The 19,257-nt window shown below is 62.8% G+C and carries 17 protein-coding genes; 9 read left to right on the top strand and 8 right to left on the bottom strand.

The genetic code is table 11. From position 1 onward, the window contains the following. Positions 1-44: 44 nt before the first annotated feature. The 6 genes from AC1RTP_RS18940 to AC1RTP_RS18915 all read right to left on the bottom strand — a co-directional run bounded on the left by AC1RTP_RS18940 (position 45) and on the right by AC1RTP_RS18915 (position 8,660). Positions 45-3,668: an EAL domain-containing protein gene (locus AC1RTP_RS18940; protein WP_498609445.1), complete on the bottom strand. Its 3,624-nt coding sequence runs from the start codon at positions 3,666-3,668 to the stop codon at positions 45-47. 35 nt (positions 3,669-3,703) lie between these two features. Then, a complete protein-coding gene (locus AC1RTP_RS18935) occupies positions 3,704-4,678 on the bottom strand; it encodes a sensor histidine kinase (protein WP_498609443.1) in 975 nt (324 codons plus the stop codon). A gap of 75 nt (positions 4,679-4,753) precedes the next feature. Then, complete coding sequence (locus AC1RTP_RS18930) at positions 4,754-5,629, bottom strand: esterase/lipase family protein (protein WP_498609441.1); 876 nt, start codon at positions 5,627-5,629, stop codon at positions 4,754-4,756. A 15-nt stretch (positions 5,630-5,644) separates the two neighbouring features. Next, positions 5,645-7,252 (bottom strand): GMC family oxidoreductase, encoded by a 1,608-nt coding sequence (locus AC1RTP_RS18925; RefSeq protein ID WP_498609439.1) that lies wholly within the window; start codon positions 7,250-7,252, stop codon positions 5,645-5,647. Next, entirely contained in the window at positions 7,249-7,746 is a 498-nt protein-coding gene (locus tag AC1RTP_RS18920; RefSeq protein WP_498609437.1) for a hypothetical protein, read from the bottom strand. The genes AC1RTP_RS18925 and AC1RTP_RS18920 overlap by 4 nt, the downstream gene beginning before the upstream one ends. A 152-nt stretch (positions 7,747-7,898) precedes the next feature. Next, on the bottom strand, positions 7,899-8,660 hold the full coding sequence (locus AC1RTP_RS18915) for an RNA methyltransferase (protein ID WP_498609435.1): 762 nt from the start codon (positions 8,658-8,660) through the stop codon (positions 7,899-7,901). A 151-nt stretch (positions 8,661-8,811) separates the two neighbouring features. Here AC1RTP_RS18915 and AC1RTP_RS18910 point away from each other — a divergent pair, with 151 nt between their 5' ends. From AC1RTP_RS18910 to AC1RTP_RS18880, 7 genes are all read left to right on the top strand, one after another. After that, positions 8,812-9,594, top strand: a complete 783-nt coding sequence (locus tag AC1RTP_RS18910) for an inositol monophosphatase family protein (protein WP_498609550.1) — start codon at positions 8,812-8,814, stop codon at positions 9,592-9,594. A 152-nt stretch (positions 9,595-9,746) separates the two neighbouring features. After that, positions 9,747-11,177, top strand: a complete 1,431-nt coding sequence (locus tag AC1RTP_RS18905; protein ID WP_498609433.1) for a DEAD/DEAH box helicase — start codon at positions 9,747-9,749, stop codon at positions 11,175-11,177. A gap of 96 nt (positions 11,178-11,273) precedes the next feature. Beyond that, a complete protein-coding gene (gene otnI / locus AC1RTP_RS18900) occupies positions 11,274-12,044 on the top strand; it encodes a 2-oxo-tetronate isomerase (RefSeq protein ID WP_498609431.1) in 771 nt (256 codons plus the stop codon). A 72-nt stretch (positions 12,045-12,116) separates the two neighbouring features. Then, complete coding sequence (locus AC1RTP_RS18895; RefSeq protein ID WP_498609429.1) at positions 12,117-12,926, top strand: hypothetical protein; 810 nt, start codon at positions 12,117-12,119, stop codon at positions 12,924-12,926. Continuing rightward, positions 12,923-13,387, top strand: a complete 465-nt coding sequence (locus tag AC1RTP_RS18890; protein WP_498609427.1) for a hypothetical protein — start codon at positions 12,923-12,925, stop codon at positions 13,385-13,387. Before AC1RTP_RS18895 ends, AC1RTP_RS18890 begins: the two co-directional genes overlap by 4 nt. Positions 13,388-13,441: 54 nt before the next feature. Beyond that, positions 13,442-13,819: a TraR/DksA family transcriptional regulator gene (locus tag AC1RTP_RS18885; RefSeq protein ID WP_498609426.1), complete on the top strand. Its 378-nt coding sequence runs from the start codon at positions 13,442-13,444 to the stop codon at positions 13,817-13,819. A 10-nt stretch (positions 13,820-13,829) separates the two neighbouring features. Then, positions 13,830-14,729: a universal stress protein gene (locus AC1RTP_RS18880; RefSeq protein ID WP_498609425.1), complete on the top strand. Its 900-nt coding sequence runs from the start codon at positions 13,830-13,832 to the stop codon at positions 14,727-14,729. Here AC1RTP_RS18880 and AC1RTP_RS18875 read toward each other — a convergent pair. Continuing rightward, entirely contained in the window at positions 14,726-15,085 is a 360-nt protein-coding gene (locus AC1RTP_RS18875; protein WP_498609423.1) for a hypothetical protein, read from the bottom strand. The genes AC1RTP_RS18880 and AC1RTP_RS18875 overlap by 4 nt on opposite strands. Positions 15,086-15,456: 371 nt before the next feature. Here AC1RTP_RS18875 and AC1RTP_RS18870 point away from each other — a divergent pair, with 371 nt between their 5' ends. Next, complete coding sequence (locus tag AC1RTP_RS18870; protein WP_498609421.1) at positions 15,457-16,845, top strand: ATP-binding protein; 1,389 nt, start codon at positions 15,457-15,459, stop codon at positions 16,843-16,845. Next, positions 16,842-18,104, top strand: coding sequence for a response regulator c-di-GMP phosphodiesterase, NosR family (gene nosR, locus AC1RTP_RS18865; protein ID WP_498609419.1), 1,263 nt, complete (start codon positions 16,842-16,844; stop codon positions 18,102-18,104). Before AC1RTP_RS18870 ends, nosR begins: the two co-directional genes overlap by 4 nt. Here nosR and AC1RTP_RS18860 read toward each other — a convergent pair. Continuing rightward, on the bottom strand, positions 18,064-19,257 hold the full coding sequence (locus AC1RTP_RS18860; protein ID WP_498609417.1) for a PAS domain-containing sensor histidine kinase: 1,194 nt from the start codon (positions 19,255-19,257) through the stop codon (positions 18,064-18,066). The two genes, nosR and AC1RTP_RS18860, sit on opposite strands and share 41 nt — an antisense overlap.

The raw sequence follows: 19,257 nt of genomic DNA, 5'->3' as shown, positions 1-19,257 counted from the left end.
TTTTTATGGAGCCATTGTATGCCGCACGCTCTAGAAACAGGCTTCTAATTGAGGTACTGCGGCGCCCTCAGTTGCGAGTGCAAACGGAAGCCTTCGCGGATATTCTCCCGCAGCACCGCGCCCTTCCATGGCTTGGTGTAGAAGCGGTCGATGGCGCCGTGGTTGATGGCGGCCATGATTGGCGTCAGGTCGGCGTAGGCCGACAGCATAATGCGGAAGGTATCGGGCGCCAGGTTCTTGACCCTCTCCATGAACTCGGTCCCCGTCATCATCGGCATGCACTGGTCGCACAGGATCACCTGCACGCGGTGGCGCGCCAGCACATCGAAGCCCTCCGCCGCCGTCTGCGCGGTCAGGATGCGGTAGCCGTCCTGCGCCAGGAAGTCGCTCAGCACGTCGAGCATGAAGGTATCGTCATCCACAATCAGCAAGGTTTGCTGATCGACGATGTTCTCGTCGCTCGGCGCCTGCAGGTGGCGGCCCTCGCGCAGCATCTGCACGAAATCGCCCTCCGGCAAGGGGCGGCTGAAATAATAGCCCTGCATCTCGTCGCAATCGTGGCGGCGCAGGTAGGAAAGCTGGGCATCCTTTTCCACCCCCTCCGCGATCACCTTCAGCTTCAGGCTGTGCGCCATATTGATAATGGCCAGCACAATCGCCGCATCGTCCGGATTGCTGGTCACCTCGCGCACGAAGGCGATGTCGATCTTCAGCTTATCGATCGGGAACCGTTTCAGGTAGGCCAGCGAGGAATAGCCTGTACCGAAGTCGTCGATCGAAATCTTCACGCCCAGCGCCTTCAGGTTCTGCAGCACGGTGATGGTTTCTTCGGCGTTCGACATCAGCGAACTTTCCGTCAGCTCCAGCTCCAGCAATTCCGGCGCGATGTCGTTCTCCTTGATGGCCTGCATCACCTCCTCTTCCAGGCCGCCGACGAAGAACTGGATACCGGACACGTTGACCGACAAGTGGACCGCGCCCACATGGTTCTTGCCCCACTCCGCAATCTTGCGGCATGACTCGTGGATCACCCAGCTGCCGACACGCACGATCAGGCCCGTTTCTTCCAGCAGCGGGATGAACAGGGCCGGCGACACCATGCCGTGCCCCGGACGCTCCCAGCGCAGCAGGACTTCGGCGCCGCTGATGCGGCCCGACGAAATATGCACCTTGGGCTGGTAGAACAGCCGGAATTCGTTATTGTCGATGGCGCGGCGCAGCGCGTTTTCCATGTCCAGCCGCGCCAGCGATTGCGCGTTCATCTCCGCTGTAAAGAAGCGGAAGGCGTCGCGGCCGGCCTCTTTGGCGCGGTACATCGCTGTATCGGCGTACTGGATAAGGGTATCGGGATCGCTGCCATCCTCCGGGAAGACGGAAATGCCGATACTGGCCGTCACCGTCACTTCGTGGCCCTTCAGGTCGAAAGGCTGGCGCATCGCGTCGCGAATCTTGTCCACCACGGCGATGGCGTTCTGCGCACCTTCCGGCAGCATCAGGATGGCCGCGAATTCATCGCCGCCGAAGCGGCCGATGGTGTCGCGCACGCGCAGGCATTCCACCAGCCGACTCGAGAACTGCCGCAGCAGCTCGTCGCCGATGGTGTGGCCCAGCGTATCGTTGATATTCTTGAAGCGGTCCATGTCCAGGAACAGCACCGCCAGCGCCCAGTTATGCTCGCCCGCCTGTTTCAGCGACAGCATCAGCGAATCGTAGAATTGCGAGCGGTTCGGCAGCCCGGTCAAGGTATCGAAGTGGGCCAGCTTGAGCAGGCGGCGCTCGGCCTCCTTGCGCTCCGTGATGTCGCGCGCCACCGCCACCAGAATCCAGTTCTGGCCCGAGCGCAGGGTGCGGCGCTGCACTTCCACCGACAGCGGCGCGCCGTCTTTGCATTCGAGCAGCAGCTCCGCCATCGCCCCGCTCTGGTCGCCCGCCAGCAGCTTGTCGTACAAATCCTGCAGCGGCTGCAGGGCCGGGTCGCGATCCCGGTCCGGCCCGACTTTCAGGAATTCCTCGCGTGCGAAGCCCAGCATGCGGCAGGCAGTCACGTTCACGTCGATAAAGCAGGAATTGGCGCGGTCGACCAGGAAGATCGCGTCCGCCGTCGCATCCATCGCCAGGCGGAAGCGGCGCAGGTCCTCGTCCAGGCGGATGCGCGCGTTCATGTCCAGCTGGAGCTGGGCATGGTGGCGGCTGATTTCCTCGTACAACAGCAGGTTTTCGTAGGCGACTGAAATCTGCGCCGCCACCGTCACCGCCACCCGCTCGTCCACCTCATTGAATTCGTCGGCCCCCAGCTTGTCCACCAGGTACAGCCAGCCGTGCACGCGTTCGCGCGAGGCGATCGGCACGCCAAGGAAGGAATGCACGGGGGGATGCGCGACCGGCAGGCCGATCTCGCGCGGATCGCCGCCCAGGCGGCTCATGCGCACCGGCTGGCGTTGCCGCAGCAAGCTGTCCAGGATGCCGGCACGCGCCTGGCTCGCCACCACGCGCGCCTGCTCGCCTACGCCGCAGGAAGCAAAATAGCTGGTCTCCGCCGCATCCTGTTCCAGCACGCCGATGCAGGCAAAGCGCGACACGCAGATATTCTGCGCCACACGCACGCCGATTTCGATCAGGCCCTGCGCATCGCGTTCCGCGCCCAGTTCGATGCCCAGCTCGATCAGGGCCGTCAGCCGCAAGCTGACCGCCTGCAGGCTGGAGAGGGAGCGCGACAGGCGCTCGGTCATCTGGTTCAGGTGCTCCGGCTCACCCTCGTGCGCCTCGCCGTTATTGGCGATGCGGGTAATCAGCTGGCTGCTCGATTCCAGTTCGTCGATATATTCGGCCACCTTGTGCTCGATATCGAACAGGCGTCCCTGGCTCGGCGGCTCCGGCGCAAATGCCGGCAGCGATTCGGCCTGCTCCGCCATGCCCAGCGCCTCATGCACCGTCTTCAGGATCACGTCCGGATCGGAAGGCTTGGGCAGCACCCAGCGCACGCCGCAGGCTTCGGCCACCGCCATCGCCTCGCGCTCGCGATAGGTGGCGGTGTAGAAGATGATCGGCACGTCCGCCAGTTCCGGCTGGCTGCGGATGCGGTTGACGAATTCATAGCCGTCCATATTCGGCATCAGGATGTCGGAGATCACCAGGTCAGGCTTCTCCGCTTCCATGACTTTCAGGCCTTCCATGCCGCTGGACGCTTCCAGCAGGCGGTGACCGCTGTAACCGAGGAGCGTCATCAAGAACTCGCGGTTCAGCACATGGTCATCGACGATCAGGATCGTCGCGATGTCGTTCTCATTCCGGGGCGACATCTCCCCCGGTAAAAAAGACTCGATTTGTGTTACGAAGGTATCCGGTTCAATCGGCTTGCCAATATAGCCGTCAAAGCCGGCGGCCAACAACTTTTCGCGGTCGCCCACCATGGCCAGAGCGGTCACGGCAAGGGTCGGAATGTCTTTGAGGTTGGGGTCCTGCTTCAACTGCGCCACCACACCGTAGCCATCGAGCTTGGGCAAGTGCACGTCGCAGATAATCAGGTCGGGCACCTCGCGGCGCGCTACTTCCACGCCTTCCTCGCCGTTATGCGCCAGCAAAGGCGCATAGCCGAACGCGCGGAGCAGGTACACCATCAGCTCCATATTGGTTGGATTGTCTTCGATGATGAGAATGCGTGCTGACATTGGTACTCCTGTCACTGTGTCGCCTCTAGTATCCGCTATTCCAAGGGCAGTGTGAGTACAAAAATGCTGCCATTGCCTGGTTTATCGAAATACCGGATCGATCCGTTCAACAATGCGGCCAATTTCTGGCTCAAGCGAATACCCAGCTGCTGCATGATATCTTCCGTGACGCCGGACCCGGTGTCGCTGATACTGACTTGCACCACCTTCTTTCCATCCGCCACGCCGCGTTCCAGGGCGATACTGACTTCGCCCTTTTCGGTGAATTTAACGGCATTATTTATGAGATTCATGAGGATCTGCTGCAAGGCGCGGCGGTCGGTGGACAGCGTCACGGCCTGTGATGGCGCGCGAAAATGCAGCACCAGGCCTTTCTGCTTTGCCTGCGGCCGGAAATGCAGCACCAGTTCTTCGACGACGGCACGGCAATTCAGCGGCTCGGGATGCAGCTCCACCTTGCCCGAGCCGATTTTGGCAAAGTCCAGCAAATCGTTAATCAATGAAAGCAAGTGACGGGCGCTTGATTGCACGGTGCGCAGCTGCTTGTCCTGGTCCTGGTTCAAAGGTCCCGGCAGTTGCATCAGCAAAGTCCCCGTGAAGCCGATGATGGCGTTCAGCGGCGTGCGCAATTCATGCGACATGCTGGCCAGGAAGCGCTCCTTGGCCTGGGCTGCCTTGGCCAGGTCGGTGATGTCGCGCACCGCATGGAGCGCCAACATGCCATGGGCGGCGCGGGCCTGGGTGGATTTCACGTCGACCGGGAAGCTCTCGCCGCCCTTGCGCAAGCCGCTCACTTCCCGCCCTGCAGGCAGCAGCGCTGCCAGCGCCATGCCGCGCAGCTCGCCCGGCAGGTAGTCGAACAAGTCCTCAGCAAGACGGTTGGCCAGCACGATGCGGCCAAACTCATTGGCCACCAAAATTGCATCCGGCATGGATTCGAGCAGGCTGCCGAAGCGCTGTTCGGCGTCCAGGGTGTCCGCATGATCGATCTTGCCGAAGTCTGTCGCCATCGCCCTGCTTTCTAAATGATACTCACGGGTTCACGTAGAGAATTGCAGCGTTTCTTGCTTGGCCTCAAGGCAAGTCTAAGTGATCCCCATAATCTCCGCAAGAATGTGCTTGGCGATATCGGGATGGCGGCCCATGGCGACGTGGCCGATGCCGGGCAGCGCGATGTTGCGGGCGCCCGGCAAATGGCAGGAATCCTGCGGCACAATGATGTTGTCGTGCCAGGAGTAGATGGAGGTAATCAGGCGGCGCCGGGCGCGGTCTTCGGCATCGAGCTTTGACAGCCACTCGCCGTTGCGCTGCATCTGGCGCGCGTTGTAGCCCGGCCCCATATGCGCCAGGTCGGTGCCGTAGTGCGGCGTGCCGAGCGTGATGATGCGCGCCACGTGGTCCGCACCAAAGCGCCGCATCCAGGCGCGCGCCACCAGGCCACCCATGCTGTGCGCCACGATGATGACTTTATCGCTGCGGGACGCGGCCAGCAGCGCCTGGACCGCCTGCTCCAGCTGCACGGCAAAGTCCTCGATGTCGCCGAACACCGGCTCCAGGTCCACCGTTGCATGGCTGAAGCCATGCGCTTCCAGCTGCGTCGCCAGGTGCACCCAGAAACCGCCGTTGGCGCCATAGCCATGCACCATCAGCACCGGCAAGCCGCGCGGCGCGCTGGCCAAATGCATGCGCGGCCGGTGCCGCAGCATATGCCACGACGTCGCCGCCATGGTCGATACATACTCGTGAAAGAAGAGTTGCACGCGTTGCAGCAAGTCCAGTTGCGCATCTTCCGGCACCGGCCGCAGCGTCATGCGGAAGTTATTGGCCGTAATCGCCATCCGTACCAACAGTACAACGATTACGGCCAAAAGCAGCGCCACATCGGCCGGAACCAGGCGCGAAAAAAGCCATGCGATGCCGATCGCGCAGGCCACTTGCAGGGCCATAATCAGCATCAGCATGCGCTTTACCATTGGTCAGGCCTTTGCACCCAATCGCTCGGCGAGGCCGCTTGCCAGCCTTGCCGTAACGCCGTAAATCGACAACTGGGGATTGGCGCCGATGGAAGTCGGGAACAGCGATCCGTCATGGACGGACACATTGCTGATGCCGCGATAGACGCCATCCGGCGCAACAACCCCGCTCGCCGCGTCACCGCTCATGGCGCAGCCGCCCATCACGTGTGCCGAGACCACGCGCGTCAGCAGCTTTTGCATGGGCAGCGTGGCCAGCGCCAGGCGCGCTTCGTCCCAATTCTTGTACGGCTGCGTGACCAGTTCGTGCACCGGGCTCACCGCATCGGCGCCGGCGGCGAACTGGATTTCGGCCATGGTCAGCAAGGCGCGGCGTGCGCCCTCCCAGAAATATGGGGTCAGAGGATAGTCAAGCTGTGGCGAGCCGTCGCTGCGCAGCGTGACGCGGCCGCCCGCAGCATCCGGATGGAAGCCGTCGCGCAGCAGCGCCAGCATGCCTTGCACGTGGGCGAAGCGTTTCATCAGGTTGGCATGCGCTGCGCCAAAGGCCGACAGGGTGGTGGCCCCGAGCACCGGATGCAGCGGCGCGACTTCAAGCTTGTAGCCCATTGGGCCGTCCACCGGCTGCGTATGCAGGAAGTGGTCGGAATACACGGTCTGCGGTGCGCCGTTGAATGCTTCCACCGGCTGTTGATATGTGCCCATCGAAATCACTACCGGGTGCAGGAAGGTGCGCTGGCCCAGCAACTGGTGCGGATCGGGGGCGCCGGAACGCATCAGCAGGGCCGGCGAATTGATTGCGCCGCCGGCGACCACAAAGTGGCGCGCCTTGAGTGTCAAGCGGTGGCCGGTCGGCTGCATGCCGTCGGCGGTGAGGGCAACGCACTCCAGAGTGGTTGCCTGGCCGCCCGCCAGCGTGAAGCGCTCCGCGCGAGCGCGCGTCAGCAGCACGGCGCCCATTTCCAGCGCGCCCGGAATCGTGGTGACCAGCATCGACTGCTTGGCATTGGTCGGGCAACCCATGCCGCAGTAGCCCAAGTTCCAGCAGCCGTTCACATTGCGGCGGATCAGGCCAGTCTTGATGCCCAGCTTGTCCGCGCCCTGGCGCAGCAAATCATTATTCGGGTTGGGCGGCGCCTGCCAGTCGCTGATATTCAGGCGCTCTTCCATTTTCTGGAACCATGGCGCCATGGCTTCCACGCTGTAGTCTTTCAGGCCGTAGCGCGACTGCCACCAGCCCAGCGTGTCGGCCGGGGTGCGGAAGCTGGACGTCCAGTTGACCACCGTGGTGCCGCCAACGGTGCGGCCTTGCAGGATGTTGATCGCCTTGTCGACCGTCTTGCGGGCCGCCGATTCCTGGTACAGCGAAGGGTAGGCATCGGCCTCGCGCATCTTGAAGTCTTTCGACGACTTCAGCGCCCCCTCTTCCACCATCAGCACTTTCAGGCCGGCTTTGGCCAGGATTTCAGCGGTCACGCCGCCGCCCGCGCCGGTGCCGACCACGACCACGTCGGCGTCGAAGCTGCGGTCCTGGGTCAGCGCCGAGGCGTCGATAACCTGCCAGCCGGCGGCGATGCCGGCCTGGATTGGATCCGGAATGGGACTCGTCATGCGCTCAGCTCCTTCATCGGGCCGGGATAGCCGATGGCCGCCCAGGTCGACGGTTCGGCATACCAGCCGCCGATCACCAGGTCATGCAAGCCGTGGTAAGCCGTCTGCAGCATTTCGGTACGGTGGGTGCGCCAGCTTTGCAGGAATTCCACGATCTGCTGTGGCGTCGCTTCCTGCCATGCCGGAACACCGGCCAGCAGGCGACGCGTGGGCGCCATATTGAGCAAGCCAAACAAGTCGCTGATTTCCTTCTGGGTACGCAGCGGCAAGCCGTTGATGGCGCCGGCCACGCGGTCGATGGCTGCGTCGAGCTCCGGCCGCGACGGGGAAAGCCCGGTAATTGCCGGCACCAGCGCAGCCAGCATGACGCGGCCCTGCTGGTCGAGCGCAAAACGCTCCGGCGTGGACGGGCGCAGTTGCCGGTACACGGCCCCGCCCGCGACGAGCGCCAGGCCGCCCAGCAGCCCAGCCTTCAAAAATGATCTGCGTTGCATCAAGTCTCCTCTTTTGTCCACCTTGGGGTCAGGAACGAATTGGGACATTTCCCTGGGAAATGTCTCAATTCGTTCCTGACCCCAAGGTGGACATTTCTTTATAGTAAGGAGGATTCTAAGGACGCTACCGGGTCCCGGCTAGAGAATTGCCTCTAATCCTTGCGACTGCGAACTTGCATCTGGCGCGCTATGCCGCGCAGGATGTTGACTTCTTCCGCCTCGAGGCCGGCTCGGGCGAACATGCGTTTGAGGCGCGGCATCAGCTTGCGCGGGTTGTTCGCGTCGAGGAAACCCACGTCGACCAGGGCTTGCTCAAGGTGCTCATACATGCCGTCGATCTGGGCCGCGCTGGCCGCCTCGCCGTGGAAACCGACCGGGCTGGCCGCACGCTGGCCGTCCAGCGCCGCCATGCGGCACTCGTAGACCAGCACCTGCGCCGCTTGCGCCAGGTTGAGGGAGGAATAATCGGGATTGGCCGGGATATTCACCAGCACATTGCACGGCTCGACGATCTCATTCGGCAAGCCGAAGCGCTCATTGCCGAAAATCAGGGCCGCGTGCAGCTCCTCGCCGGAAGCCAGTTGGCCAGCGAATTCGCGCGGTGTCACCACCGGCGGCGAAAACTCGCGCAGGCGTGCCGACACGGCTGCCGTGAAATTGATGCCTTCCAGTGCCTCCGCCATGCTGCCCACCACACGCGCCGAAGCCAGGATATCCTGCGCCGCCGAGGCAAACGCCACCGCCTCCTCATGCTCGCACGCCCCTTCAAAGCGTGGATTCACCAGCACCAGGTCGGAGAAACCCATGGTTTTCATGGCGCGCGCCACCGATCCGATATTGCCCGGACGGCTGGTTTGCACCAGGATCACCCTGAGTCGGTGGAAGGCGGAGGATGCGGTTTCGGTCTGCTTCATTTACAATAGCGGGATTCTGCGTTGGCCCGCATTTTACTCTGCCAGCCCAACGCGCCGCTCTTTTTCAATCTTGTCATCATTTCCGCTGCCGGATGCGCGAAGCGTTCCCGTGGGCGGCAATGGCTATTTTACGGAAGCTAGTATGCACCCAATGCTGAATACGGCCATCAAGGCCGCGCGCCGTGGCGCCGCTGTTATTAACCGCGCATCCTTCGACCTGGATCGCGTAAGCGTAACTGAAAAACAACACAATGACTTCGTCACTGATGTTGACCAGGCCGCCGAGGCTGCAATTATCGAAGTGCTGCTGAAAGCCTACCCCGACCACGCCATCTTCGCCGAAGAATCCGGCGTGACCGGCACCGTAAATGACGAGAGTGAATATGTGTGGATCATCGATCCACTGGACGGCACCACCAACTTCATGCACGGCTTCCCGCAGTACGCGATCTCCATCGCCCTTCAACAGAAAGGCGTGGTAACCCAGGCTGTAGTCTACGACCCTGTACACAACGACCTGTTCACTGCCAGCAAAGGCGCCGGCGCCTACCTGAACGAAAAGCGTATCCGCGTCAACAAGCTGGACCGCATCAGCGGCGCCCTGCTGGCCTCCGGCTACAAGCCAGGTTCGCCAGCCGCCATCGCCGAATTCGCCAAGATGTTCACCCTGATGGCTGAGCGCTCGCACGGCATCCGCCGCGCCGGTTCCGCCGCACTGGACCTGGCCTACGTGGCATGCGGCCGCCTGGACGGCTACTACGAAAAGAACCTGAAACCTTGGGACATCGCTGCCGGCGCCCTCCTGGTCACCGAAGCTGGCGGCATTGCCGGCGAGTTCAACGGCGAATCCAACTATATGAATACCGGCCACATCATCGCCGGTTCGCCGAAGATCTTCGGCCAGATGGTTGGCTTGTTGGCAGAATTTGCATAAAAACAGCTCCAAAAGCGCCACAAAAGAGGCCCTGCGGGGCCTCTTTTATTGTTGCCGTGCGTCAATGTACAGGGCTTTACTGTTATACTCCGTTCATGCCAGACGTTTCCTTGTGGCAATAAAATCCATATAATTTCTAGAATAACCACACTATGTCTTTCTCCGATCTCGGCTTGTCTGATGCCATCGTGCGCGCGGTAGCCGAAACCGGCTATACAGCCCCTACTCCGATTCAAAGCCAGGCCATTCCAGCGGTACTGAATGGTGGTGACCTGCTGGCCGGCGCGCAAACCGGTACCGGCAAGACCGCCGGCTTCACGCTGCCGATCCTGCACCGCCTGTCGACAGATGCAGTGGGCAGCAAGCTGGCCAACAATACCTCGCCGCGCGCGATCCGCGCCCTGATCCTGACCCCGACCCGCGAACTGGCGGCCCAGGTCGAAGAAAGCGTCAAGACTTACGGCAAGTACACCAAGCTGAATTCGGCCGTGATCTTTGGCGGCGTCAGCATCAACCCGCAGATCAAGCTGCTCAAGCACGGCGTCGACATCCTGGTTGCCACGCCGGGCCGCCTGCTGGACCACATGGGCCAGGGCACCGTCAATCTCGACAAGATTGAAATCCTGATCCTGGACGAAGCTGACCGCATGCTGGACATGGGCTTCATCCGCGACATCCGCAAAGTGCTGGCTGCCCTGCCGCCGAAGCGCCAGAACCTGCTGTTCTCGGCCACCTTCTCCGACGAGATCAAGGCCCTGGCCGACGGCCTGCTGGACAATCCGAAAACCATCGAGGTAGCACGCCGCAATTCGACGGTGGAAATCATTTCGCAGAAAATCCACCCAGTCGACCGCGACAAGAAGCACCCGATGCTGTCGCACCTGATCCGCACCCACGCCTGGACTCAGGTGCTGGTCTTCACCCGCACCAAGCACGGCGCCAACAAGCTGGTCGAACAGCTGGGCCGCGATGGCGTGAAAGCCATGGCCATCCACGGCAACAAGAGCCAGACCGCGCGTACCCGTGCGCTGGCTGAGTTCAAGGACGGCACACTGCAATGCCTGGTCGCTACCGATATCGCCGCACGCGGCATCGACATCGACCAGCTGCCGCACGTGGTCAACTACGACCTGCCGAACGTACCGGAAGACTATGTACACCGCATCGGCCGTACCGGCCGCGCCGGCGCCAAGGGCGAAGCGGTTTCCCTGGTCTGCGTGGATGAACACACCATGCTGCGTGACATCGAGCGCCTGATCAAGCAGACGCTGCCACGCGAAGTCATCGCCGGTTTCGAACCTGACCCGAATGCCAAGGCACAGCCGATCCAGCTGCGCAGCGGTGTTGGCCATCACCAGAACCGCCCACCACGCCAAGGCGGCAAAGGCGGCGGCAATGGCAACGGCGGCGGCAACCGCAGCCAGAACGGCCAGGGTAAGCCACGTGCAGCCTCCAACGGCAATGGCAGCAGCGCCCCACGCGGAGCCGCCCCAGCCGGCATCCGCCGCGACGCCCGCCCAGGCGGCGGTAGCGGCGGTGGCGGCCCACGCCCATCCAACGCCCCACGCCAGCGCACCCGCTAAAATGTCCACCGCGGGGTCAGGAACCGAAGTGGACATTTTCTACGGAAATGTCCACTTTCGTTCCTGACCCCACGGTGGACATTTATAATCGGCGGCATGCCACAATTCGCTGCCAACCTCTCCATGCTGTTCACCGAAGCGCCGTTCATCGAGCGCTTCGCGTTGGCGCATGGAGCGGGTTTTAAAGGGGTGGAGTTCCTCTTCCCCTACGCCTTCGACGCCGACGACATCAAAGACCGCTTGCAGCGCCACCAGCTGCAACTGGTGCTGCATAACCTGCCGCCGGGCGACTGGCAGGCTGGCGAACGCGGCATGGCTTGCGATCCGCGCCGCTTCGAGGAATTCCAGGATAGCGTCGGCATCGCCCTTGAGTACGCAAACGAGCTGGGTGCGCCGCGCGTGCATTGCATGGCCGGCATCCTGCCCGGTGGCGTCCACCGGGAACGCGCTCGCGAGGCCTATATCCGCGCCCTGCAATACGCCGCCGACCAGTTTGCCCCGCACGGCATCGAAGTCCTGATCGAGCCGATCAACCATTACGACATCCCAGGCTACTTCCTGAACCATAGCCAGCAGGCGCTCGACATCCTGAAAGACGCCGCCCGCGCCAACCTGTTCCTGCAATACGACATCTATCATATGCAGCGCATGGAAGGCGAACTGGCCAATACCATCCGCGCCTGCCTGCCGCAAATCCGCCATATGCAGCTGGCCGATACTCCGGGCCGCCACGAGCCGGGCACCGGCGAGATCAACTATCCCTTCCTGTTCCGCTTGCTCGACGAACTGGGCTACGACGGCTGGATCGGCTGCGAGTACGTCCCAAGCACACGCACCGAAGACAGCTTCGCCTGGCTGCACGCCTGACCTTTGCGCTGGCGCAAACGCGCCGCCCGCATCAGGGCGCAAGATGGTCCCTGCCGCCCGAGGAGACCCATCATGAAACGCTATCTGTGCATATTGTTGTGCCTGCTGCTGGCCGCCTGTTCCAGCAATCCGCGCCTGCAAGAAGTACGCGCCCTCGCCGATGACGCCCCAAAGCTGGCCGGCTTCAATGACCTCAGCCAGCGCTACCGCGACACTTACCAGCGCGAACAGCCTTACCTCAGCACCGCCGCCACCCAGCGCGAAGAAGCCATCGACCGCAAGCGCCGCGAAGCCTATCCCGACTTCATCGCCCTGCACACCGCCGCCACCACTTACCTGCGCGCGCTGGGCGCCCTGGCCGGCGGCGACACCTACGACTTCGGCGACCAGACCAAGCAAATGGCGAATAGCATCAAGGCCTGGCCCGACACCGGCCTGACCGACCGCCACGTCGATGCCTATTCCCGCCTGATGCGCCTGCTGCTGCGCGCAGCAACTTCGCGCGAACAGGACAAGGCTGTGCAGGCCTTGCTGCGCGAAGGCTATGAACCGTTGCAAGGAACGCTCGACGCCATGCACACGCTGCTGCGCTTTTTCAACAAGAACCACGACAACGAACAGCGTATCGTGCTCGGCATGCTGGAAGTGGAAATCCCCTACGCCGACGCGCCGCGCGAGCGCTTGCTGGCCGCCCTGGCCCGCTCGCACCAGCAGGAAAAGCTGAAGGAATACCGCCTGCTCGGCCTGCGCCATACCCTGGCTGCGCAAAACATCAACGCCATCCGCGAACGCCACGCCGCGCTATTCAGCGGTCTCGATCCGCTGCCCGGCTCTGCGCCGCCCATCACCCCACCCGCCACCGCCCAAGGAGCCCTGCCATGAGCCTGACCGCCAGCCTGCCGCAAGACCTGGAAACCCTGGCCGACAGCCTGTCGGCCAGCGCCGACGAACTGCACCAGCGCATCATGCGCGGCATCCGCCGGCAGCAGCGGCTGGAGGGCAGCCACATCAAAGGGGGCCCCGCCCCACTGACGCAAGGCGCCGCCCAGGCCTTGTTCGAGAACGAGGTGGCGCTGCGCCAACAAGCCAACAGCCTGTACGCCGACGCCGCCAACCATTCGCTGGAGGGCATGGGCACCACCCTGCCCGAGCTGCTGCGCCTGTCGGACCAGGCGCGCGTAGCCATCCGCCACATCGAACGCGTGAAGGAACTGGCAGGCATCAGCGCCGACCTGCTGGCGGTGGCGGCGGCTATCGCCGCGGCGCGTCCCGAGCACCTCGCCGCGCCGCTGGAAAGCCTGAAAAAGCAGCTGGCCGCACGGCAAACACAGGAGAGTGCGTAAATAACGCAGCAGGCATACAATGGTCTTCCGAACAATGAATTCGTGGAGACCGTCATGGGCCTGTCGCCGGATCAGCTTGCAACCTTGCAAGCCGCGCTGGAACAACGCAAGCTTGTACTCCTCCAGCAGCTTGCCGGCCGCATGGACGGCGAGCTTGCACGCGTGCCGGCGGTCGAAGAAATCGAAACCTCGCCGGCCGACAGCGCCAGCAACCGCACGCTGAACCAGCTGGAAATGGAAGCCGACGAGCACAAGCAAGCCCAACTCAGCAGTATCCGCCACGCCCTGGCCAAGGTCGACGACGGCAGTTACGGCCTGTGTGATAACTGCGGCAATGAAATCCCCTTCTCGCGCCTGAATGCGCGGCCAGAAGCGCCGCTGTGCATCGCTTGCCAGACGCGGCTGGAGAAGGCGACGGCCGCCCTGCGCTGAAGACAAAGCCATGGCCTACAAAACCATCCTCGTGCATGTCGATGAAGCGCCGCACAGCGCGGCGCGCATCCTGCTGGCGGGAGAACTGGCGCTGCAGGAAGGCGCCCACGTGGTCGGCGTCGCCACCACAGGTATCTCGCGTTTCCTGTACCAGAACGAAACGGTAGACGACAAAGACCCCAACCTGGCGCGCCATCTCGACATCCTGCGCGAGCGCGCCCGCCATGCCCTGGCCGATTTTGCGCCGCGCTTGCAATCACTGGGCGTGCAGTCTTTTGAGCAGCGCATCCTCGACGATGAAGCATCGGCGGGCCTGAGCCTGCTGGCCCGGCATGCCGACCTGGTGATCGTCGGCCAACTCGATCCGAACGGGCGCGGGCCCGACGTGCCGGCCGATGTGGTGGTTGGCAGCGGCAAGCCGGTGCTGGTCATGCCTTTCGCGGCGCGCACATCGGCGGCGATTGCAGTAACCAGCGACGGCATCGCCAGCCCGGGCGGACCAGCGCCGGCGCGCCACATCCTGGTCGCCTGGAATGCCAGCCGTGAAGCAGGCCGCGCCCTGCAAGACGCCCTGCCCCTGCTGCGCCGCGCCGACAGCGTGACCGTAGCGATTTTCGATGTCGAAGCGCGCCCCGGCGCGTTCGGCGATCCAGCCGGCACCGACGTGCTGGCCTGGCTGGAACGGCATGGCGTGGTGGCCAACCTGGTCCTGGGCCAGGGCGAGCGCCAGGGGTTATTGAAACGTTCCGGCAATGTGGGCGAACGCTTGCTGGCACTGGCCGCCGAACGTGATTGCGATTTACTGGTGATGGGGGCGTACGGGCATTCGCGCTTCCGCGAAACGCTGTTGGGCGGCGTCACGCGCAGCATGCTCGATGCGATGACGCTCCCGCTGATGATGTCGCACTAGGCTTCAGAGGCCCAGGCCTGGCTGCGGATCTTGGACACCTGGCGCAAGGCCAGCCACTTCCAGATTTGCAGGGCATCTTCCTGCTTGCAGCTCATATGGCGAGGTGAAGCCAGCGCAATCTCGCAATCGCGGTCGGACCACTCCTCGTAGCGCACCGCACCGTCCTGGCCGACTTCGACCTGGTACATCAAGCCGTCGTCATAGCCAAACTTCAAGGTGGCGCTGCCCGGTATGCCGTCGGGGCCGTTGATCTTGCCGCCGTAGACATCCGACAATGCCGCCACCAGTTGGGCTTCGGTCGGCGCCGAAACATCGCGGCGGTCCGGCCGCGAAAGTACTACCCATGCCTGTGTCATTGACGCTCTCCCCCCTGAAATCACGCGCGCAGCGCATGTGGCAGATGATGTACTGGACGGCAGGGCGTGGTCATGATCCACGTCTAGTTCGCTGCTTTTATTGTAGCAACTATCATAGCGAAAATTACTTTTCGCAAAACGGGCGTTTGCATTCCGCAACAGCGGCTTCAGATGAATTGCGGGTGTGACAAGGGATCGAAATCTTTCCAGTCCCCGTTCTCAACAATACCCTCGGGGCGCTCGACTTTTTCGGCGCCTTGCGACCCGCCTGTCCAAGCCTGGGCATGGGGGCTTTAGCTATCTCACACGAATTGCGCAGTTTTGGTTTTCCCGCCGTATAATCGTTTCGTCCACACTGATGCCACTTTGACATGAGTAGCTTCCACGACGAAAGGACGGTCGAACGCACGGCCATTTCGCTGTCCGAACTGTTGGACGGCCATCCTGTTGCGACCTTCGTCATCGACGGCGACCATGTCATCACCCACTGGAACAAGGCTTGCGAACACCTGCTGGGCTGGTCCACGCACGAAATGGTTGGCACGCGCCAGCACTGGCAAGCCTTCTACACCAAGCCGCGCGCCCTGCTGGCCGACCTGATCGTCGACAATATCGATCCGGCCACCGACCACCATTTCCGCGACAAGTACAAAGCGTCTTCCCTGATCGACGGCGCCTATGAGGAAGAAGATTTTTTCCCCAATATTGGCGCGGCCGGGCATTGGCTGCAATTCACGGCGGCGCCGCTGCGCGGGCGCGACGGCCAGCTCGTTGGCGCGATCCAGAGCCTGCGCGACGTGACCGAGCGGCGCGTGGCCGAAAACGCCCTGCGCCGTGCGCACGACAACCTGGAAAACACGGTGCGCCAGCGTACGGCCCAACTGGCGGAAGACATCCGCCAGCGCCAGAGCGCCGAGGAAGCACTGCGCCGCACGCAGCAGCAGCTGGTGCAGTCGGACAAGCTGGCCTCCATCGGTCAACTGGCGGCTGGCGTGGCGCACGAAATCAACAACCCGATCGGCTATATCTTCTCCAACTTCGGCACCCTGCAAAGCTACCTCGATAGCCTGTTCTCCATGCTGGACGCCTACCAGCAAGCCGAGACGGCCATCGTCGATCCCGCCGTGGCGGCGCGCCTGCGCACGATGCGCGAACAGGTGGAGCTGGAATTCCTGCGCACCGACATCCCCACCCTGATGCAGGAGTCCAGAGAAGGCATCGTACGCGTGCGCCACATCGTGCAGGATCTGAAGGACTTCTCGCGCGTGGACAGCCAGCAGGAATGGGTCTGGGCCGACCTGCGCCACGGCATCGATTCCACCCTCAACATCGTCGCCAACGAAATCAAGTACAAGGCCGACGTCATTCGCGAATACGACGAGATTCCGGATATCGAATGCCTGCCCCTGCAAATCAACCAGGTGGTCATGAACCTGCTGGTCAACGCAGCCCACGCCCTCGGCGATACGCGCGGCCGCATCGAGGTGCGCACCGGCTGCGATGGCGATAATGTCTGGTTCAGCGTCAGCGACAACGGCAGCGGCATCGCGCCGGAAAACCTGGGCCGTATCTTCGATCCCTTCTTCACCACCAAGGAAGTCGGCAAAGGCACCGGCCTTGGCTTGTCACTGTCCTACGGCATCGTGCAAAAGCACCAAGGCCGCTTCGAGGTCGAATCGGCCCTCGGCAAGGGCACCACGTTCCGCGTCACGCTACCCAAGGTACGCCCTCCCAACGAGCAGAAGGAAGCCGCCCTATGATGACCATCCTGTGCGTCGACGACGAGCCGAACATCCTGTCTTCGCTGCGCCGCCTGTTCCGCGGCAAGGACTACGAGGTGCTGACGGCCGCCAGCGGAGCGGAGGGCCTGAAGCTGCTGGAGCAGCAGCCGGTCGACCTGGTGATATCGGACATGCGCATGCCGGAAATGGACGGCGCCCGCTTCCTGTCGCAGGTGCGCGAGCGCTGGCCCAACACCGTGCGCCTGCTCTTGACCGGCTACTCCGACGTGCAGTCAATCCAGGACGCCATCAACTGCGGCGAGATTTACCGCTACATCACCAAGCCTTGGGACGACAATGACATCCTGCTGATCGTGCGCCATGCGCTCGAACGGCACCAGCTGGAGATGGAAAAGCAGCGGCTGGAAGCGTTGGCCCTGAAGCAGAACGAAGAGCTGAAATCCCTCAACGCCGGCCTGGAACAAAAAGTCGAGGAACGCACGCGCCAGCTCAAGGCCAATTTCCTCACCACGATCAAGATCCTGTCCAGCATCGCGGAAATGCGCGGCACCGGCGAGACCGGCCAGACGCGCCAGGTAGCCGACCTGGCGCGCAAGATGGCGGCCCAGCTGAAGCTCGACATGAATGAGGTGCAGGACATCTTTATCGCCTCGCTGCTGCACGACCTGGGACGCATCGGCTTTACCGACGACATGCTGCGCACCCCGATGACCATGCTGCAAGGCGCCGACCTGGCGCAATACCGCAAGCACCCGGTGTGGGGCGCCCAGCTGCTGATGCCCCTGACCGATATGGCCGGCGTGGCAGCCATCGTCAAGCACCAGATGGAGCGCTTTGATGGCCAGGGTTTCCCCGACCGCCTGGCCGGTTTCGCGATTCCGATCGGCTCGCGCATCCTGACGCTGGCGATCGACTACTACAACCTGCAGCAAGGCGCCTTGGTGCAGCGCCACCTGAAGCCGGAAGAAGCGAAATCGCTGGTGATGGACGGCAGCGGCAAGCGCTACGACCCGTCCGTGGTGCAGGCTTTCCGCCAGGTGGTGGACGGCGGCGTGCGCGGTGCGGTGGAGAGCTCCGACGTGGAGCTGCTGTCCGGCGAGCTGGTGCCGGGCATGGTTCTGTCGCGCGATGTCGTGAGCCGCGATGCGCTGATGCTGCTCGCTTCCGACCATGTGCTCAATGACCGCATGATCCAGCAATTGCAGGACTTCGAGAAAAAGAGCGGCCACCGCCTGCCTATCTGGGTTCAGCGGGGTGGAGTGGCAGGTGCACGGTGAAGGCCGTCCCCTTGCCCGGCTCGGAAATCACATTGATGCGGCCGCCATGTTTGTTGACGATGCCATAGGCCAGGTATAGCCCCAGGCCGGTACCGCTGCCTACAGGCTTGGTGGTAAAGAAGGGATCGAAAATGCGGCCCATATTATGGGGCGCGATACCGATGCCATTGTCCTGGATGCGCACAGACACGCCATCGCGCTCGCTGCCGGTCACAATGCGGATCACGCCCTGGTCGGGGATGGACTGGATCGCATTCAGCAGGATGTTGCGGAACGCCTGATTCAACTGGCCCGGCATGCAGCGCACCGGCGGCAATGCGCCGTAGTGCTTCTCTACCTTAACCTTGAAACGCAGCTCGCTCGCCAAGGCGTTTAACGTGGACTCCAGGCCCCCGTGCAGGTCGGCCATTTGCCACTGGCTTTCACCGGCGGCGGTAAAGTCTTTCAGCGCCTGCACGATATCGCGCACGCGGCGCAAGCCATCCATCGATTCGCGCAGCAAGGCTGCCGTGTCTTCCTTCATGAATTCAAAATCGGCCCGGCTGCGCTGCTCGGCCGAAGTACTGCGTTCGACCAGCTCGAACAAGGTATCGGCGTAGCTTTTCAGGGTGCCGATATTCGAGGTGACAAAGCCTACCGGATTATTGATTTCATGCGCCACGCCGGCCGCCAGCTGGCCGATCGACGCCATATTCTGCGCCTGCACCAGGGTTTCTTCCATCTGCTTGCGGTCGGTGATGTCGGTCAGGGAACCGATCACCTCCAGCGGCGCGCCCTGCGCATCGCGGATCAGTCGCAGCTTGTCATGCATCCACAGGTAGCGCCCATCGGCCGTGCGGAAACGGTATTCGTAGGCGCGCTCGCCCTCCGTGAAAATCTGCGCCAGGCTGGAAAAGATATTCGGCGCGTCATCCGGGTGGATGTGGTCGAACCAGAAATTCGGGTCCGCCACCATTTCTTCGGGCCGGTAGCCCAGCACGTTCAGCGCATTGGCGCTGACGAAGGTCATCTTGAAGTCGCCGCTGGGGACCGTGCTGTAGATGATGGCGGGAGTGTTGTCGACGAGGTACTTGAGGCGCTGCAGCGGATCGGCCGGTTCGCTGGCGCGGGCCGGCGCTTCGCTGGTGATGAAGTCAAAGTCCTCGAATTCCAT

Source organism: Pseudoduganella sp. GW821-FHT11H04 (assembly GCF_058807935.1).
This window is presented reverse-complemented; position numbering and strand designations above follow the sequence as displayed.

Bases quoted from the DNA above. Each gene is read 5' to 3' on its own strand.
- AC1RTP_RS18940 (WP_498609445.1), bottom strand. From the start codon at position 3,668: ATGTCAGCACGCATTCTCATCATCGAAGACAATCCAACCAATATGGAG.
- AC1RTP_RS18935 (WP_498609443.1), bottom strand. From the start codon at position 4,678: ATGGCGACAGACTTCGGCAAGATCGATCATGCGGACACCCTGGACGCC.
- AC1RTP_RS18930 (WP_498609441.1), bottom strand. From the start codon at position 5,629: ATGCTGATGCTGATTATGGCCCTGCAAGTGGCCTGCGCGATCGGCATC.
- AC1RTP_RS18925 (WP_498609439.1), bottom strand. From the start codon at position 7,252: ATGACGAGTCCCATTCCGGATCCAATCCAGGCCGGCATCGCCGCCGGC.
- AC1RTP_RS18920 (WP_498609437.1), bottom strand. From the start codon at position 7,746: ATGCAACGCAGATCATTTTTGAAGGCTGGGCTGCTGGGCGGCCTGGCG.
- AC1RTP_RS18915 (WP_498609435.1), bottom strand. From the start codon at position 8,660: ATGAAGCAGACCGAAACCGCATCCTCCGCCTTCCACCGACTCAGGGTG.
- AC1RTP_RS18910 (WP_498609550.1), top strand. From the start codon at position 8,812: ATGCTGAATACGGCCATCAAGGCCGCGCGCCGTGGCGCCGCTGTTATT.
- AC1RTP_RS18905 (WP_498609433.1), top strand. From the start codon at position 9,747: ATGTCTTTCTCCGATCTCGGCTTGTCTGATGCCATCGTGCGCGCGGTA.
- otnI (WP_498609431.1), top strand. From the start codon at position 11,274: ATGCCACAATTCGCTGCCAACCTCTCCATGCTGTTCACCGAAGCGCCG.
- AC1RTP_RS18895 (WP_498609429.1), top strand. From the start codon at position 12,117: ATGAAACGCTATCTGTGCATATTGTTGTGCCTGCTGCTGGCCGCCTGT.
- AC1RTP_RS18890 (WP_498609427.1), top strand. From the start codon at position 12,923: ATGAGCCTGACCGCCAGCCTGCCGCAAGACCTGGAAACCCTGGCCGAC.
- AC1RTP_RS18885 (WP_498609426.1), top strand. From the start codon at position 13,442: ATGGGCCTGTCGCCGGATCAGCTTGCAACCTTGCAAGCCGCGCTGGAA.
- AC1RTP_RS18880 (WP_498609425.1), top strand. From the start codon at position 13,830: ATGGCCTACAAAACCATCCTCGTGCATGTCGATGAAGCGCCGCACAGC.
- AC1RTP_RS18875 (WP_498609423.1), bottom strand. From the start codon at position 15,085: ATGACACAGGCATGGGTAGTACTTTCGCGGCCGGACCGCCGCGATGTT.
- AC1RTP_RS18870 (WP_498609421.1), top strand. From the start codon at position 15,457: ATGAGTAGCTTCCACGACGAAAGGACGGTCGAACGCACGGCCATTTCG.
- nosR (WP_498609419.1), top strand. From the start codon at position 16,842: ATGATGACCATCCTGTGCGTCGACGACGAGCCGAACATCCTGTCTTCG.
- AC1RTP_RS18860 (WP_498609417.1), bottom strand. From the start codon at position 19,257: ATGGAATTCGAGGACTTTGACTTCATCACCAGCGAAGCGCCGGCCCGC.